The sequence below is a fragment of the Haladaptatus ordinarius genome (genome assembly GCF_054177595.1).
On record NZ_JBPEHH010000033.1, the window covers coordinates 35,075 to 51,192 of the forward strand.

Sequence of the window (16,118 nt, forward strand, 5' to 3'; positions counted from 1 at the left end):
CTATTTCGATGGGATGCCAAGACGAACTCGACCTTAGTCGTGGTCGTGACCACCACGATAGAAAGGCAACATTTCGAGGAGTTACTCAAACATGAGTCCATCGCGGATGAACCGATCGAGAACGAACGACACGACACAGTTCCATGGCGGATTGAACACGTTGTTCGACTGTCTCGCCGATCAGGATCGACGCAGTATCCTCTCTCGGCTCCACGAGGTCACCTCGCACGACGAGGACGAACTTTCGCTGGCGGCACTCACCATCGATACCGAGGATATCGAACTGTTCGAAATACAACTCTACCACGTCCATCTGCCGAAACTGGAGGCCGCAGGATTCGTCGAGTGGAACCACGAGACCGACGTGATCGGGCGTGGGTCGTACTTCGACGTTATCGTCCCGTTCGTCACCCTCGCGGACGAGTATCCGAACGAATCGACGAGTGGATGGCTGTAAACCGCCTCGGGGTCAAGCCCCGAGGCACTCGGCCTGCTCCGCCTGTAGATTGTGGGGTCACCGTCACCCGTCGATTTGAAGAGCAAGGGACGGAGTTTCACAGTCACATCGACACCACCGTCACGACGTACATCTCACCATATCGGCTCTACACGACAATACCTTCGTCGGGAGCGTGAACCGATGACCGATGGCGGCCGGTGGAATCGAATGCGGTAGTTTTCTCGTGCTGACGAGTGGCGACTTCGTCACCGAACAAGGTGGTACGAGGCAGAAAAATCGGTGCGTATCCACGGCAGTAGACGTTCCCCGTCACGGAACCGTACCCATCGTATGACAGGATTCGAGCCCACCTCGACACGGCGGTCGTTCCTCCGGAAATCGGTTCTCGGAGGGTCGACGCTCGGTATCGCTGCCGTCGGTTCGGCATCGGCGACCGCTACGCCACCCGGTTCCGAACCGGTGTTGTTGGTTCACGGGTACGGCGACACCGGCGAGACGCCGTGGTGGGAGGTCGTCACGGGATACTTAGTCGACGTCGGCTACGCCGAGGACGACGTCTACGTCCTCGATCTGGGCGAGGTTCCGGGCACGACCACAGATTCACCCGCCGAGTACGCCGACGTGGTGGGCGACCAGCTAAAGACCATCAACGAGGCACACGACCGTCGGGTCGACATCGTCGCACACTCGATGGGCGGACTGGATTCGCGGTGGTGTATCGAGAATCAGGACGGCGCACAGTACGTCGACGACCTCGTCACGCTCGGAACCCCTCATCAGGGAACCTACGCGGCCTACCTCGGTCTGCTCACGGAGGGCGGCAGAGACATGACCCCGGGCAGTACGTTCCTCGAACAGTTGAACGACGGGACGCTCGCCGAGGGCGTCGAGTACACCGCCCTCTGGAGCGGTGCCGACGAACTCATCGTCCCGAGTGAGTACGCGAGCCTCCCGTCTCCCGAACGCTCGTCCGTCGAGGTGGCGCGAAACGTCAATTCGGGGTATCAAGAGCACGTTCAACTCGTGTACGACCGGGCGGTCTTCGACCAGTACTACCGGCTGCTCGATTGAGGGTCGGCGTTCTTCGACGGTCGCTACAGTCCAGTGACGGCCGACGCCCCATCGATACGACCGGCGAGAAACCTCCGCTCTCGCTCTGTTGCTCCGACTGTCCGTGTCGATCGATCCGAGCACCTTTGTTCGTCGCTTCAGTATGAAGAGACGAGTCATGCCCACCGAACCTCTATTCGAGTTGTTCGTCGATAACGCCGGAGAGTGGCAATGGCGACTCGTCGCGACGAACGAGGAGATAATCGCCGACTGCGGTGAAGGATACAGTTCGAAGCAGGGTGCCGAACGTGGTATTCGAAGCGTCAAGCGAGCGGTCCCGAGCGCCACTATCCACGACACGACTTCCTGAACGAGGGGGCTCGCTAACCCCTGGAAGCCCGTTTTCACCGACTTGTACAGGCTCTCTGCCCCGAATACGCGATTAGCCGCCAATGAGCGGGTATCGAGAACGGACGCCTCGTACCTCCGACGTTGGCCGTTTCGGCGATTAATTTGTGATTTATATGTCTCACGCCAGTAAATATGGGCAAGGTCAACGAATATGGTATATTTCCAAACGAATCGGTCGGACGTTACGGAGGACGTCGATGCGGTGACAGCGGTGGTGACGAGCGGATTCGCGGCGGTGGCGACGTCGTTCCCGCTCGTCTCCGGGGGGGAGAGCCCGTGAATTCCCTCCTCGTTGCACTCGTACTGGCGGCGATCTCGACCGGCGTCATCTGGAAGGGAAGCGAACTCCTCGAACGCTCCGCCGAACGCCTCAGCAAGCACTACGGGCTGCCCCTCGCTGTCCACGGCGCTATCGTCGTCGCCGTCGGGTCGAGTTTCCCCGAACTGAGCTCGGTGGTCGTGAGTACACTCCTCCACGGAGAGTTCTCCCTGGGCGTCGGTGCCATCGTCGGGAGTGCCATCTTCAACCTCCTCGTCATTCCAGCAGTGTCCGCGCTCGCCAGCGAGAAACTCGAATCGACGCGCGACATCGTCCACAAGGACGCGCAGTTCTACGTCATCAGTATTCTCGTCCTGTTCATTACGTTCGCCCTCGGTGCAACCTACGTGCCGGGCGGGACGAACCGAGCGGCCATCCTCACCCCCGCACTCGCCATCTTCCCGCTCGCTACCTACGGTGTCTACGTCTTCCTCCACTTCCAGGACACCCGTGAGCACGTGAGTGCGGCGGATATCGACGTGAAGCCAGCGTACGAGTGGGCGCGACTCGGGGGCTCCCTGCTCGTCATCGCTCTCGGCGTCGAAGGAATCGTCCGTTCGGCCCTCTCTCTCGGCGCGATATTCGACACCCCACCATTCTTCTGGGGGCTGACAGTCATCGCTATCGGAACGAGCCTTCCCGATGCGTTCGTTAGCATTCGCGCTGCGAGGCGCGATTCAAGCGTTACCAGCCTGACGAACGTCCTCGGGAGCAACACGTTCAACCTCCTCGTCGCTATCCCGGTCGGCGTCCTCATCGCCGGCCCGACGACAGTCGACTTTCTCCTCGCGATTCCGCTCATGGGATTTCTCGGCGTCACGACGCTGGTATTCATCGTTTTCATCCGCACTCACCTCGAGCTCACCAATAGAGAAGCGTACGTCTTCATCGCCCTCTACGGAGGATTTCTCTTCTGGATAGGACTCGAGACGATGACCGCCGTCGATACCGTTCGCGGAATCTGAATTCGGATTCGGCTGGCTGGACGTTCGACGCGTCGACGGGGACGTTCGTCGTCCGTCGCACCGCGATAGATGATTTCCTCTCTCGACGCCACACGGCGAGAGGTCGGAAAGTATCGTTTCGACACCGTCGGGGGATGAGTACACCTGCCGGTACGGAGTGGACACTTCCTTTTCGTCTCTGTCGGAGGATACTTGTACGACGAGAATCATCAAAACACTGAAGGATGCCGTCCGATACACTGTTCGTCGACCGGGGAACCGGAACGATAGACACGACGCAGATTCTCGTGGAAGCACTACCGCTCGCCAAACTCATCGGACTGGTCGTCGCGATTGCACTCGCCCCGTTCGCGCTGGTCTTTCTGCTGTTCGAACACTCGGTGCTCGGAGCGATATTCACGGTAGTAGGTCAGTTCATCCTCGCGGTCGGTTCGGGCATCGTTCTGATGTACGTCGTCTCTCGGGCAATTCAACTCTCCGACGAGCGATAGACGCACACCACGCTGATGGATTTCAGACTCCGGACTCGACCGTCCCGACGTCGTGTGCCAGACAGGACTGCGACGGACAGAGCGTGAACCGAACGATCACACGAAAAAGTTGAACAGTTCCGAACGAGTACCCGTCCGTGATGGTCGATAAGGACGCCGTTCGCCGTGGATACGACGAAATGGCAGAGACGTATGCCGCAGAACGGTCCGAAGAGGCGCGCGATATCGACGTACTCGACCGATTTCTCGAACCGCTTCCGACGTCGGCACGCGTCCTCGATGCAGGCTGTGGACAGGGAACGCCCGTCCTCCGCCGGTTGAGCGATTCAGCGACCGCAATCGGGCTCGATTTCTCCCGGACACAACTGGAGTTGGCCACGGAGAACGCCCCTCGCGCCTCGCTCCTGCGAGGTGATATGACGAGGTTACCCCTCCGTGACGGCGTGTTCGATGCGATTACCGCGTACCACTCGTTGATTCACGTTCCGATAGACGAGCACCGAACGGTCGTCGACGAGTTCGCACGGGTCTTGCGGCCCGGCGGTCGTGTGCTCCTCTCCGAAGGCCCGAACGAGTGGAGCGGGACGAACCCGGATTGGCTAGAGAGCGGCACCGAGATGCAGTGGAACATCGCTGGAGCGGAAGCCACACGAGAGCACCTAGAGAACGCCGGATTCACCATCAGCGACGAGTGGGGAACCACCGATACGTTCGCCGAGGACGACGAACGATGGGTGTTCTTCTTGGCCCGACTCGATAGTTGAGCACCGAGAACGCAGCGCAGCGAACGGTGTGCCGAGTTCGGGGCGTCTATCTGCAATGTCGGTCGTCGTCGGGGCGAGTGGGCGGTGACGGGATGTGTCAAACACTTCTTTGTGTTATCCTAACCATTATCCGAACTCTCCATGGTGATGGAGTACGATGAAACACTCTCGCCGTGCGTTCCTCGCCTCCGCTGTAACGGGTCTCCCGGCCGCGATGGCTGGTTGTACGAGTATCGCCGATTCGAGTGGGGAAGAAAAAAGCCCTCGCCGCACGGAGGCAGAAGGGAACCCGCCTCCCGCTGCTCGGTTACAGATGGCGGCGGTGCAGAACGCCGAAATCGGTCGACGACACGTGCTATCCCTGAGAGAATACCCGGACGAGTGCCGACGCGTCGTCGAGCGCACCGTCGAAAACGGGTCGATGACGGTCGATGCCGAATCACCGCCTCTCTGGAGGGACGAGAGACCGTTCCTGTACGACGGCGGTGTGTATCGACTCTCGTACGACGTCCGAAACGAACGCCCCGCGACTCGCTACTTCTGGGACCTCACTCCCGTGGAACGGGCAGCAGAGGACGAAATCGTGCAGTTCGGCGACCTTCCTCGGCTCGACCGCGAGAAGTTTCGACTGGTCGGCCTCGGGGACGATGCCGTGGGAGAGGACACGCCCCTCGACGTCGGGATGACGTTCGTGTACGCGAATACTGACCGAAACCAGTCGGCGCTCGTGCCGACACCCGACCGCCTGGTCGTCGAATGGGAGTCTAGCCGACGTGCGCGGTTCTCGATACGAAACTCGAACTCCAAAGACGCGACGCTCAAGACGTACCGCTACACGGCCGAACGGATCGCACCGACCGTCGGCGCGTACGGTCGGCATCTCCGTGACCGGTACGCGTTCGAACTCTCGGGGCTCGCCGATGCCGAGCGCGAACTCGTCACGCGAGCCATCGAACACGGATACACCGTCGAACGGGGGGACTCACCCTCCGATGCGTTCTCGTCGCTGGTCGACGAGTTCCGTCGACACGAGGCTGTCACCACCGGAGAAGACGGTGTGAGCGGCGACTATCTCACCACGTACGATGGCCAGGTCTACTGGACGGAATTGAGAGACGGGCACGACGCTGGAGGAGAGACGACCACGACGAAACAGTAGGGTAGCAGACTCCCGCGTTCCTGTCGTTCGTCGAACGGATCTGCAACCGCTTCCTCACCGCTGACCACGAAAATTTCTCCGGCTACGAGGCCCGAGACGTTTTGTAGACGTCGGAGGAGAATCCACGGATTGAGAACGTTCTTTCAATAGAATGCGTTTTGGGATCATTGGGAAATTCCAACCGAAGATAGGGGAGTTGGCGGACGACCTCGGCGTGCTCGATTTCCTGTTGCCTTTTTCCACTGTCCTCCCTGATGTCAATCTCGTTAATAGCACGTCTTCAATCTGGCACTACAAATTGTGCATAGATCGAAATGGAGGTACCGGGGTCAGTCCACTTCCGCTCACGGGGTTAATGGGATATTGTCGCTTTCTACCGTAATTGGTGTCTTTGGTGCATCCGTCTTTAGCTAAGAGAAGAACCGCAGTACAGCAGTAGCTTATCGAGGCTTCTTTTCGAGAGGAATGAGGAGACGATAGCTGTGTCCAACAGAGCCACCAATCTTACAGGAAACGCTCGCTACCGCTACGCAACCGAGGTGTGAGTCTTAGCTAAAGACGAATGGTCTTTGGTGTTTCTTCCGATCTCCCCGGCTGATTTCCGTTGACAGCAATTCTTATGAGCGGTCTACGATTACTCAGCGGTATGAGTTCCTCTACACCATCACTAACCACTGTCCTCGAGGTGTTCACAACCCTCGATCCACCAGGCACACCGCTGACTACTCCAGAGGTTACCGAGGAGTTCGACTGTGCTGACCGCACCATCTACAACAAACTCGACGCACTCGTCGAGAACGGTTCACTCGAGACGAAAAAAGTCGGTGCCCGCGGCCGAGTATGGTGGCGACCGCCTCAGGATCGCGAGCACCAGACAGACCGGGAAAACGACTCGTATCGGAACACCGAATCCGAAGTGCGTTCGGACGGGCCGCCGTTCGCACTCGATTCGGGCGGGGAGATGGGCAAACGTATCGGCGAGAAGGAGTGGTCTGAGACGCCCATCGGCCCTATGGATGATTGGCCCCAAGAGTTGCGGGTCGCGGTCGATATCATGTTGGGTGCGAGCGAGGCAATCGGAATCTACTGGGGGAGTGAACTCACGCTCCTGTACAACGACGCGTGGCGGAAGCTAATCAGCGACAAGCACCCGGAGGCGCTCGGACAGCCCGCTCACGAAGTATTTCCGGAGATATGGGATACGATCGAGCCGATGTTTACGGACGTGCTGAACGGTGAGGTGGGTGCTATCGGACGAGAACGCTTCATGCCGCTTGAACGCAACGGTCAGATCGAGGACGCCTGGTTCGACTACACCGCGAACCCAATTCCGATGGATGACGACTCCATCGGAGGAATCTTCAACATCGCAGTTAACGTCACCGAGCGCAAAGAGATCAAACAGAAACTTCAGACGGAGAAAGAGCAACTCGATATTGCGGTAGAGAACTCACCACTCGTCCTCTTTCGACAGGATACCGACCTGCGGTACACGTGGGTCAAATCCCCAGCTACGGATTTCGACGATGAAGACACGCTGGGAAAGCGTGACGACGAACTGTTATCACCCGAGGCAGCAGAGACCGTCATGGCACCAAAGAATACAGTTTTGGAAACCGGTGAAGGTGTTCGCGAGGAATTGACGTATGAGATACCGAGCGGTGAGGCCACCTACGACGTAACGATCGAGCCACTCCACGACGAGTCTGGGGAGATCGTCGGCTTGACCGGCGCTGCACTCGACATCACTGACCGCAAACAGGCCGAGGAGCAGTTACGACAGGCTAACGAGTCACTGGAACGGCTGAACGTCGCGAGTCGAGAGCTAATAGACGCCGACACGGAGACGATCAGCGACCGCGTCGCTACACTCACGCGGGACATCCTCGGCGTCGAGTACGTCGCACTCTGGCGCTACGATGAGACAGTTGGACAACTTCGAGAGCATGCCAGTCACACTGCTCCAGAGACGGACCCCGATGCGGTCCAACTGCCCGATGAGTCCCCTGACCAGGTCTGGCAGACGTTCATCGGCGACGAAGTCAACGTTGACAACGATCTCGACGTCTCTGAGAGTTTATCATCGACCTCGCCACTGCGAAGTCGTGTTCTCGTCCCGCTAGGGAAACACGGCGTCATCGATGCTGGCTCGACGCAGACCGAGACGTTCGACGAGCAGACGGTTGACCTCGTGGAGTCGGTCGCCCTAACTGTCAAATCAGCTTGGAACCGCGCCGAAGGCGAAGCGGAATTAGCACGCCAGAACGAAGAGTTGGCGCATCTCGACCGACTTTATTCTCTTATATGGGAGATTAACCGTGCGCTTGTAGATGCCGAGACGAGCGATGCACTCGATGAAACCGTCTGTGAGCTTTTGGCGGACTCCGAGCTCTACGAATTCGCGTGGATCGGCGACTACGATGCAGACGCCAATGCGATAGAACCACGTGCATGGGGGGGTGTCGACAGTAGCTATTTGGACGAACTCACGACAGAGGTCGACGGATCGGTGGCTGATGGGAGTCCATTCATATCTGCGATCCAGACCGGAGAGATGCAGGTCGTTACGGACATCGCAACCGATCCACGAGCTACACCATGGCGTGAAGCCACGCTCAAACGAGGTGCGCGTTCATATCTTAGTCTTCCGCTTGTGTACGATGAGTCCGTCTACGGCGTCTTAGCGGTCTACACAGGGACCCCGCAGGACATCGAGCGCGATTCCAACATACTGGCGGAGCTTGGGGAGACAATCGCCCACGCGATTCACGCTCTCGAGACCAGAGAAACCCTTCAGACAGACAGCAGCATCGAACTCACGCTCAGATCGACGGCAGCGGACACACCACTGTGTCGTCTTGCTCGACAAACCGGTTGTGTGATCGAATTCGAGGGGCTCGTTCCGGGAGCAGATGGTGACACGACTGTATTTTTCACTGCGGTGGACGTCTCCACGGACGAACTCGTGGCTGCTGGGGAGCAGTCGTTCGCCTTCGAAGAACTACACTGTCTTGCCGATAGTGAGAACGGGACCCTATTCAAGGCACGACCGGCCGACCCGACACTTGCCTCGCAGTTCCTCGACCGGGACGCGACGCTGCGGACACTCACCATCAATGCGGGGACTGCCACTGCCGCCATTGATCTTCCTGAGACGGCTGCCGTCCGTGAGTTTATCGAAGGGGTTCAGCAAGCCGTTCCCGATATCGAAATGCTCTCGCGTCGAACGCGCACCCGATCGCTCGAAACGGAACATACATTCTTGGCGACGTTCGAAGATCGTCTCACACCTCGACAACAGGAGATCCTCCAATTTGCGTACCGGAGTGGATTCTTCGAATCACCGCGTGTACAGACGGGCAACGAACTCTCTGAAGCCCTCGATATCTCTCAGTCGACGTTCACTCAACATCTGCGGGAGGCGCAACGCAGACTCTGTGCGATGGTGTTCGATAATAGCTCACACAGTGGTTTCCGCGGAACACACGGCTAACTATTACGCCCAATATATATAACATCCAAGTTGGCCCTGGACGGTAATCATCGGAAGCGGGTTTGTTCCCTCTTGATTGGACGGAACCACCACATCATCTGTACCCGATACCAGTCACCTAGATATTACGCCTCCTCTCTCAACCGGGGACAATATGTTCGACACCACGCTTTCACAGCGTCCCCTTCAATTACCCATCAATGAATTCCGATGTGGGAGGGCGTGAGACAACAGGCCCAGTTTCGACCGACGAACCGGCATCACACGCGTCGTTGGATACCGTCCTCGATGCCCTCGCGAACCCGTATCGTCGTCGACTACTCTTTGCGCTGTTGGAGAACAATCCACAGGACGGGTTAGACGTCCAGCGTCCAGCAGAAGTCACTGAGTCCGACGTAGACATGGAGCAGCTCGAAATCCGCATACTCCACAGTCACCTCCCGATGCTCGACGATGCGGGTCTCATCGAGTGGAATCGAGACACAAATGATGTAGTCAGGGGTCCGCAATTCGCGGAAATTCGCCCCTTCTTACGGTCGATACAGAAGCACGTCGACAACCTGCCTGACGAGTTGCACAGAGATTGACCCAGGGGACCGGGGATGGTTCACTTCCTATTGTAGGTTCTTGCGGAGAGATTGGTTATAAATGAAACGTCGTAATTCGGAGCATGGAAGGTTTCAAAACACAGAATCATATTTTTTAATTTGTATCGAGATATAGAAAACCACACCCCAGCAGCGTGGGACGACACTGACCGCGGCACGTCCGAGCGCGAGGATGGCGACTAGTCCCCCAGGATAATTCATGCTGAACCCTTTTGTCGGTGGCTGTCCTAGCCGCGACGATGCTCGTACACGTCCACCAGTACCAGCACGAATAGGTCCAGGACGGGAACCGGACGGCTGGTGAGTCCCAGACCGAAGATTCCGTCAACAAGGATGCAGAAGAGTACTTTGGCAAATCCATGAGCGATTTCGACGTGGAAGTGTGGGAGACGGTCAACCACGACGGCGACCCGATTCAACGTCGCTCCATCACCATCGACGAGGCCGTCGCGCTCTCCGTTCCGGAGGAACCCGCGGACGACGACGACCCCGACCTGCCAGGCCAGACGATACAAATCCGTACGAGTGGCGATGAGCAAGTCATCTCACAGGCCGAGGTCGTCGAAATCCAAGACCTGAACCCCGACGAGATCGAACGCTAGCAAGTCGCTTCTGACCGACGGCTGACCGTCGCTCGTCGGTGGGGCCTCTCCTCGTGAGCAGTGCTCTCGGCCGACCGACGGCGCTCGACCGAGTGGAAAAGAGCGTCGACACCAGCCACGGGGTGGCGAGAAAGTAGCTGTCGCTTTCAGTAGAGCATCCGAAACGTATCTGCTGAATTTTGTACCAGTTGCAGAAAGCATATACCTTCCCTCGCTCGATATGTAACTACCTCAGGTAGGGGTACGTGAGGTATATTCTTTCGACCGCAATCCTCGGAGACACATCACTGACTCGTCCGATATAATTTCATACGTCGACTAAGGGACCTTTCAGAGCCAGCATCGACCGTGAGACGAATCTTCGAGACCCTACTACCGTGGGGTCGGAATTTCGAACCGGTCGACGCGAAAGACGACAGGGAGGGTGAGCATCGCGAGGGCGACCTCGACGCCGCCCGCGACGACGAACGCGGTCAGGTAGCCGAACTGGTCGGCCACCGAACCGCCGACGAGGATACCGGCCAGGAAGCCGACGCTGCCGAACACGTTGAATCCGGCCATCGCAACTCCCCGGTCGCTACTGGGTGCCAAGTCGGTGACGAGCGCCATCGTCGCGGGTGCCATCATAGCGCCGATGACGCCGACGAGAAGCATGGCGAGGGCGGCCACTCGAACCGACGGTGCGACGCCGACACCGACGACCGCGAGGCCGTACAGCGTCGACCCGGCGACGATGGGTATCGCCCGCCCGATTCGGTCGGAGACGACGCCGAACGGATACTGGAGGAGCGCGAACGGCGCGAAAAACAGCGCGAGCATGAGGCCGGTGGTCCCGGGGTCGAGTTCGAACACCTCTCGAAAGTACAACGTTCCCACGAGCGCGAAGAACCCGGCCGTCAGTCGGTCGATGAATCCGAAGACGTACGGGACGAACAACAGTGGCGTCTCGCGGATTCGGACGAGCGCGCCGGAAACCCCTTCTCGGTGGGTTCCCCTCTCGTTTCCGTCGAGAGCGACCGCGGCGACGAGCGCGACGACCAGCAACAGCCCACTGGCGACGTACACGGGGACGAGCGGGCCGAGTTCGTAGAGTTGGCCGCCGAGCGGTGCTCCGAGCGCAGTTCCGCCGCCGATAGCGATACCGGCCGCGCCCATATTCCTGCCGTGGCCGCCTTCGAGGTCCATCAGCATCGTGATCGCCAGCGAGAACGACCCGATGGTCGCCGCCCCCTGGAAGACCCTGAGCGCGAGGGCCGTCCCGAAGGTCGCCGTATCGAGCGTGGGTAACAGCCCGAGCAGGCTGTAGCCGACGAACCCACCCACCCCGCCGGCGACGATAAACGGGATGCGTCGCCCCGTCGCGTCGCTCACCGCACCCCAGAGACCGGCGAAGGCGACGAACGCGGCGAACTCGGCGGCGAGAAACCACATACTCGCCGTGAGCGTTTCTCCCCCACCGAAGACGACGACCAACGTATCGATGCCGGGATACAGTAGCACCTGCGCGAGGAGGATGACGAAGATGATTCCGGCGAGGACGATACGATTTCTCCGCGTCGACATGGAAGCTGGTTTCTCATTGTGTGGACCACCTGAAGACACTACCGTTGTCCGATAGGTGGACGAGCGACGCTTTTTCGGCCGAATTCGACGTCACACGGTAGTCCCGTAACTACCACCCTCTCGATTGGCGGCCGGTGAACCGCCTCGGGGCTTGACCCCGAGGCTTCCCGTGGTTTAGCTGGACACTTCCACGATACCATCTTTAAACAGCGAGGGAATCCCGGCCTAAAGGCCGGGCGGGAATCGCGTAAGCAACACGACACGGTCAACCGCTTAATCGAAATTGCCGGAGTCCAACTCCTTCTGAGCATGGAGTAGCATACCTATCGACGTTCTACTGTACTGTTTCTTCGTTTCTTACAAACTCTTATACTGCCATCCGGCCTCCAACTCTATCTTGATATCTTCAATAAATAAGTTACACAAAAGTTATATTCAAGTGTTTCGGTCTTGTATAAGAGTGTGTGTCCGAGACGGTGACGAAAACACTGCAGGCGACGCTCACTCCGCCCACCACGGGCAAAGAGCAACGCCTCCAGCGACTCTTGGACACTTACCGAAACGCACTCCACGACGCTTTCGACGCTGGGGCAGATACGATGTCCGCGGTCAACGACATCGTAACGCCCTACGACCTCCCGTACCAAGCCAAAGACGCGCTCAAATCCTACGTCCCGAAACTCCACAAGACGTACGACGCCGAGGAATTAGGCGACGAGCATCCGCTTCGCCTCGTCAATCGAGCGGCCACGTTCGATTACTCCGACGAGCGCGAATACAGTTTCGTGTGGCAGGCTCCGCAACCCGGCTGTGGCACGAACTTTTGGATTCCGCTTCGGATTAACCCCGAGCAGGAACCCCTGTGGTTTGACCTGCTCTCTGAGGACGCGAAGGCGGGCGAGTTGCGGCTACAGCGACACCGTACGTCGTGGGAATTGCACGTCACCGTCGAATACCCGGTCGACGAACCGACCGAACCGGACGACCCGACGTACATCGGTTTCGACGTAGGCGAGAGCGCGTTGATTACGGGCTGTGCCCTCAAACGCGACGTGCCACGGAAGCCGATGCTCGTCAGCGGCAGTCGAGCGCGACACCTCCGCAAAGAGATGTTCTCCACACTTCGGCGGCTACAGTCGAGAGACGCCGCCGAGTGGCGCGTGGACGAACGATTCGACCACTACCAGAATGCGTTGGCGGATATTGTCGAGAAGGCGTCTCGACAAGCTGTTGAATACGCTCGCCAGTTCGACGATCCCGTTATCGTCCTTGAAGACTTGTCGTACATTCGTGAGCATCTGGATTACGGCACGTTCATGAACCGGCGTCTGCACGCATGGGCGTTCTCCCGACTCTCCGGGCGGATCGAAGATAAAGCTCGAGACGCGGGGATCCCGGTTCGGTTCGTGAATCCGGCGTACACGAGTCAGACGTGCCACTCCTGTGGCCACCTCGGAAGCCGGAGCGTCCAGGCAGTATTCCGCTGTACGAACGACCAGTGTTGGGTGACGGAGTATCAAGGCGATATCAATGCGGCGGCCAATATCGCTAGTCGCCTCGACCCGTGGGGTGAGAGTCTGTCGGTAAAATCGACGGACGATGACACGCCTCGGGATGGGAGTGCTTGTGACAGCACCAGAGGACACCGCATGCCGAGTCCGAAATCCGGACAGACGACGCTTGCGGCGTTTCAGTCCTAAAACCTCTATAATGAGCTCACCTTGTAGGGAGCCTCGCTGTTTACGGCGGGGAGGATGTCACGTGGCCGGTCGAAGACCGGCGAAAGCGACAGTTCAGAACGTTTCTCGGTTGACCCCCAGGATTCATCGTCAGTATCTCGAATCGCTCGCGACGCCGGACGACCGCAAGGGGAGTTGGGTCTTCCCCCGCGAACTGACCGGTTCGGAGGAGTGGCTCCGACGGCTGTGGAATCGTCGTGGCCACATTCCGGACGTTCCGACGCTGATACTCTGGCCGATGCAGGACGTCGGATTCGGCGTATCGGACCTCCGGCGATGGGAAGCACTGTTTCCGGACGCTCGCACCATCGAGGTCGACGACTCGGGACACTACATCCAGGAAGAGAAGGGGGACGAACTCGTCCCGGAAATTCGGGCGTTCCTCGAAGCGTAGACCAGGCGATTTCCCCGCAAACGCTCAGGGTGTGGCGAAGACCGTCACCTCGTACCACCCGCGTTCGGTCGTGACGCGAACGTCGAAGGGTTTGCTGAATCGACTCGCAACATCGTTGCTGGCCTTCAAGCAGATTTTCCAGTCGCTATCTAATTCGGCGACGGAGACGGGAAGTTCTGACTTCGACGAAATGTCTTCACCAACATAGCCATCTCCATTAGGCTTCCGTCTGAAGCAGTTTATCTCATTTTTCTGTTCCAGAAATTCAGTGACGTGATGAGGACATACTGCGGAACGACAGGGGTCGCAATCGAGACATTCAGTCGACCAGTATTGGCGCACAGATCCGCCGGATGCCTCCTGTTCACCCGCGATTACGATGGGCACTATAGCAGTCAGTAGTGCAACCACTTCGAAAGCTGGTATGTTCCGCGACCGCTACGGCACCGATGATGACGACAGCGACCATATCTCTACGTCGAAACTGGTGGTTCAATCCCCGACACTGATGCTGTGGAACTCGAAATCCGGTGACCGTGACTCGAACCGATCGAGAGCGAACAAATCCCGGGAGAACGGACACCGCTCTCCGGTAACAAGTGTTCGTACGACCGTCGCAGCAACGGGAGCGGTCATCACCCCACGACCGTGGAACCCCGTCGCAACTACAAGTCCATCAGAACAATCACTCGGCGCGTCGATAATCGGACGAGTGTCCGGCGTGGCTCCGTCTATGCCAGCCCACCCGTTGACGAACCGGGCGTGTTCGAATCCCCGGAGAAATCTCGGAACGAGGTCAGCGACGTGATCTCGGAACGCTTCGTCTTCGTTCTCACTTGCGCTCTCCGGGTCATCCTCGGCAAACGACCAACCGCCGACCAGTAGGTCACCGTTGTGCTCCGGTCGAAAGTAGACGTGTTCTCCGGGAACCCATCCCATGGGGAATTCGTTACTGACCTCTTCGGTGGGGTCGAGCACCACGCACTGAGTTCGATATGGCCGGAGCGGTAGTTGGACGCGATCGCGGAGGAAGCGTTCGGTTCGCCACCCTGCAGCAACCACGACATTGGGAGCGTCGAACGCACCCGCAGACGTTTCGACGCCGTTCACCCAGTCGTCAGTGGTACGCAGGCCCGTCACCGTGGTCTCGGTCATAATTGTCGCACCCCGGGATTCGGCGTCGTCTTTGAGTGTCGTCGCGAACGTATAAGGGTCGACGAATCCCGTGTCTTGGTGCTTGACGACACCGGCGAACTCATCGAGGTTGAACTGAGGGAACTCCGATTCAACGGCGTTTGGCTCTATGAACGAAACCGCGACGCCGTCAGCGGTAAGTCGTTCGACGCGCCTACGCGCTTCTTGCTCACGGTCGGGTGGGACCAGTTCAAGACTTGACCGTTCGGTGAACTCGAACCGCCCAGTTCCGTCGTAATCACGGAAGAATTCGGTAGCGTAATCGGCGATGAATGGATTGTCGGTGTAAGATGGTGCCATCGTAATCTCGCCTGCGGCGAGTGCAGTCGCTTCCGCAGCGACTTGCCCCTGTTCGACGACGAGCAAGTTATGATCAGTAGCGAGTTCGCGAGCAACGGCACAGCCGATGACACCGCCACCGACGACGATAACGTCGAAAGATGTCCCCGACATGTTATCGCTCGACCGATTCGATGACGTCCGACAGTGCATCGACTGCTTGCTCGAGCTCTTCGCGAGTAATGGCCAGGGGTGGTTGGAAACGAACGACGTTCTTATAGTATCCGCCGCCACCAAGGAGCACGCTGTGTTCATCGCGCACATGATTTATAACCGTCGTTACTGCCTTCTTTGCAGGTGTTGTATTGGTATCCGCTGATACCAGTTCGACGCCGTGCATAAGGCCAAGGCCACGCGTTTCTCCGATCGCTCATCTGTAGCGGTGAATACTTTTTCATGACTGGAGTTCGTAGCCTTCCCCAGCATGGTCAGCAGAGAGAGTGTCAACGAGGTCTTTCTACCTGACAAAGAGGACTGTTTAGAGTATCTGCGTGATCAGCGATGGCCGGACAGGGTGACGTGTCCGCACTGCGAGAGTGCGGACACGATCAAGAAGGGAACAACACG

17 protein-coding genes are annotated in these 16,118 nt (G+C 58.5%); 14 read left to right on the top strand and 3 right to left on the bottom strand.

Features of this window, described 5'->3' with window-relative positions; translation table 11 throughout:
* Positions 1 to 91 precede the first annotated feature (91 nt).
* From ACR3FF_RS13630 to ACR3FF_RS13680, 11 genes are all read left to right on the top strand, one after another.
* Positions 92 to 457: a DUF7344 domain-containing protein gene (locus tag ACR3FF_RS13630; RefSeq protein ID WP_458188623.1), complete on the top strand. Its 366-nt coding sequence runs from the start codon at positions 92 to 94 to the stop codon at positions 455 to 457.
* A 333-nt stretch (positions 458 to 790) separates the two neighbouring features.
* The gene (locus ACR3FF_RS13635) at positions 791 to 1,531 is read left to right on the top strand and encodes an esterase/lipase family protein (protein ID WP_458188624.1); all 741 of its coding nucleotides are present in this window, start codon (positions 791 to 793) and stop codon (positions 1,529 to 1,531) included.
* A gap of 157 nt (positions 1,532 to 1,688) precedes the next feature.
* Positions 1,689 to 1,880 carry a YegP family protein gene (locus ACR3FF_RS13640; protein WP_458188625.1) on the top strand — a complete coding sequence of 64 codons (192 nt, stop codon included), beginning with the start codon at positions 1,689 to 1,691 and terminating at the stop codon, positions 1,878 to 1,880.
* Between the two features lie 192 nt (positions 1,881 to 2,072).
* Positions 2,073 to 2,201 carry a hypothetical protein gene (locus ACR3FF_RS13645; RefSeq protein ID WP_458188626.1) on the top strand — a complete coding sequence of 43 codons (129 nt, stop codon included), beginning with the start codon at positions 2,073 to 2,075 and terminating at the stop codon, positions 2,199 to 2,201.
* A complete protein-coding gene (locus tag ACR3FF_RS13650; protein WP_458188627.1) occupies positions 2,198 to 3,205 on the top strand; it encodes a sodium:calcium antiporter in 1,008 nt (335 codons plus the stop codon). The genes ACR3FF_RS13645 and ACR3FF_RS13650 overlap by 4 nt, the downstream gene beginning before the upstream one ends.
* Positions 3,206 to 3,429: 224 nt before the next feature.
* The gene (locus ACR3FF_RS13655; protein WP_458188628.1) at positions 3,430 to 3,696 is read left to right on the top strand and encodes a hypothetical protein; all 267 of its coding nucleotides are present in this window, start codon (positions 3,430 to 3,432) and stop codon (positions 3,694 to 3,696) included.
* 140 nt (positions 3,697 to 3,836) lie between these two features.
* Entirely contained in the window at positions 3,837 to 4,460 is a 624-nt protein-coding gene (locus tag ACR3FF_RS13660; RefSeq protein ID WP_458188629.1) for a class I SAM-dependent methyltransferase, read from the top strand.
* Positions 4,461 to 4,617: 157 nt separating this feature from the next.
* Positions 4,618 to 5,619, top strand: a complete 1,002-nt coding sequence (locus ACR3FF_RS13665) for a hypothetical protein (RefSeq protein ID WP_458188630.1) — start codon at positions 4,618 to 4,620, stop codon at positions 5,617 to 5,619.
* Between the two features lie 646 nt (positions 5,620 to 6,265).
* Positions 6,266 to 9,112 carry a bacterio-opsin activator domain-containing protein gene (locus ACR3FF_RS13670; RefSeq protein WP_458188631.1) on the top strand — a complete coding sequence of 949 codons (2,847 nt, stop codon included), beginning with the start codon at positions 6,266 to 6,268 and terminating at the stop codon, positions 9,110 to 9,112.
* 200 nt (positions 9,113 to 9,312) lie between these two features.
* The gene (locus ACR3FF_RS13675; protein WP_458188632.1) at positions 9,313 to 9,699 is read left to right on the top strand and encodes a DUF7344 domain-containing protein; all 387 of its coding nucleotides are present in this window, start codon (positions 9,313 to 9,315) and stop codon (positions 9,697 to 9,699) included.
* A 380-nt stretch (positions 9,700 to 10,079) separates the two neighbouring features.
* A complete protein-coding gene (locus ACR3FF_RS13680; RefSeq protein WP_458188633.1) occupies positions 10,080 to 10,322 on the top strand; it encodes a hypothetical protein in 243 nt (80 codons plus the stop codon).
* A gap of 372 nt (positions 10,323 to 10,694) precedes the next feature.
* Here the strand turns inward: ACR3FF_RS13680 and ACR3FF_RS13685 are convergent, their stop codons facing one another.
* Positions 10,695 to 11,885 carry an MFS transporter gene (locus tag ACR3FF_RS13685; RefSeq protein WP_458188634.1) on the bottom strand — a complete coding sequence of 397 codons (1,191 nt, stop codon included), beginning with the start codon at positions 11,883 to 11,885 and terminating at the stop codon, positions 10,695 to 10,697.
* A gap of 464 nt (positions 11,886 to 12,349) precedes the next feature.
* On the opposite strand from ACR3FF_RS13685, the gene ACR3FF_RS13690 reads away from it, so the two are divergent.
* Positions 12,350 to 13,585, top strand: coding sequence for an RNA-guided endonuclease TnpB family protein (locus ACR3FF_RS13690; protein WP_458188635.1), 1,236 nt, complete (start codon positions 12,350 to 12,352; stop codon positions 13,583 to 13,585).
* 61 nt (positions 13,586 to 13,646) lie between these two features.
* Positions 13,647 to 14,018: an alpha/beta fold hydrolase gene (locus ACR3FF_RS13695; protein ID WP_458188636.1), complete on the top strand. Its 372-nt coding sequence runs from the start codon at positions 13,647 to 13,649 to the stop codon at positions 14,016 to 14,018.
* 492 nt (positions 14,019 to 14,510) lie between these two features.
* On the opposite strand, the gene ACR3FF_RS13700 is transcribed toward ACR3FF_RS13695, so the two are convergent.
* Together ACR3FF_RS13700 and ACR3FF_RS13705 are read right to left on the bottom strand one after the other, a co-directional pair.
* On the bottom strand, positions 14,511 to 15,665 hold the full coding sequence (locus ACR3FF_RS13700; RefSeq protein WP_458188637.1) for an NAD(P)/FAD-dependent oxidoreductase: 1,155 nt from the start codon (positions 15,663 to 15,665) through the stop codon (positions 14,511 to 14,513).
* A gap of 1 nt (position 15,666) precedes the next feature.
* Positions 15,667 to 15,891 carry a hypothetical protein gene (locus ACR3FF_RS13705; RefSeq protein ID WP_458188638.1) on the bottom strand — a complete coding sequence of 75 codons (225 nt, stop codon included), beginning with the start codon at positions 15,889 to 15,891 and terminating at the stop codon, positions 15,667 to 15,669.
* Positions 15,892 to 15,975: 84 nt separating this feature from the next.
* Between ACR3FF_RS13705 and ACR3FF_RS13710 the strand changes: the two genes are divergently transcribed.
* Positions 15,976 to 16,118: transposase (locus ACR3FF_RS13710; RefSeq protein WP_458188640.1), on the top strand; the 143-nt coding region annotated here is incomplete at its 3' end.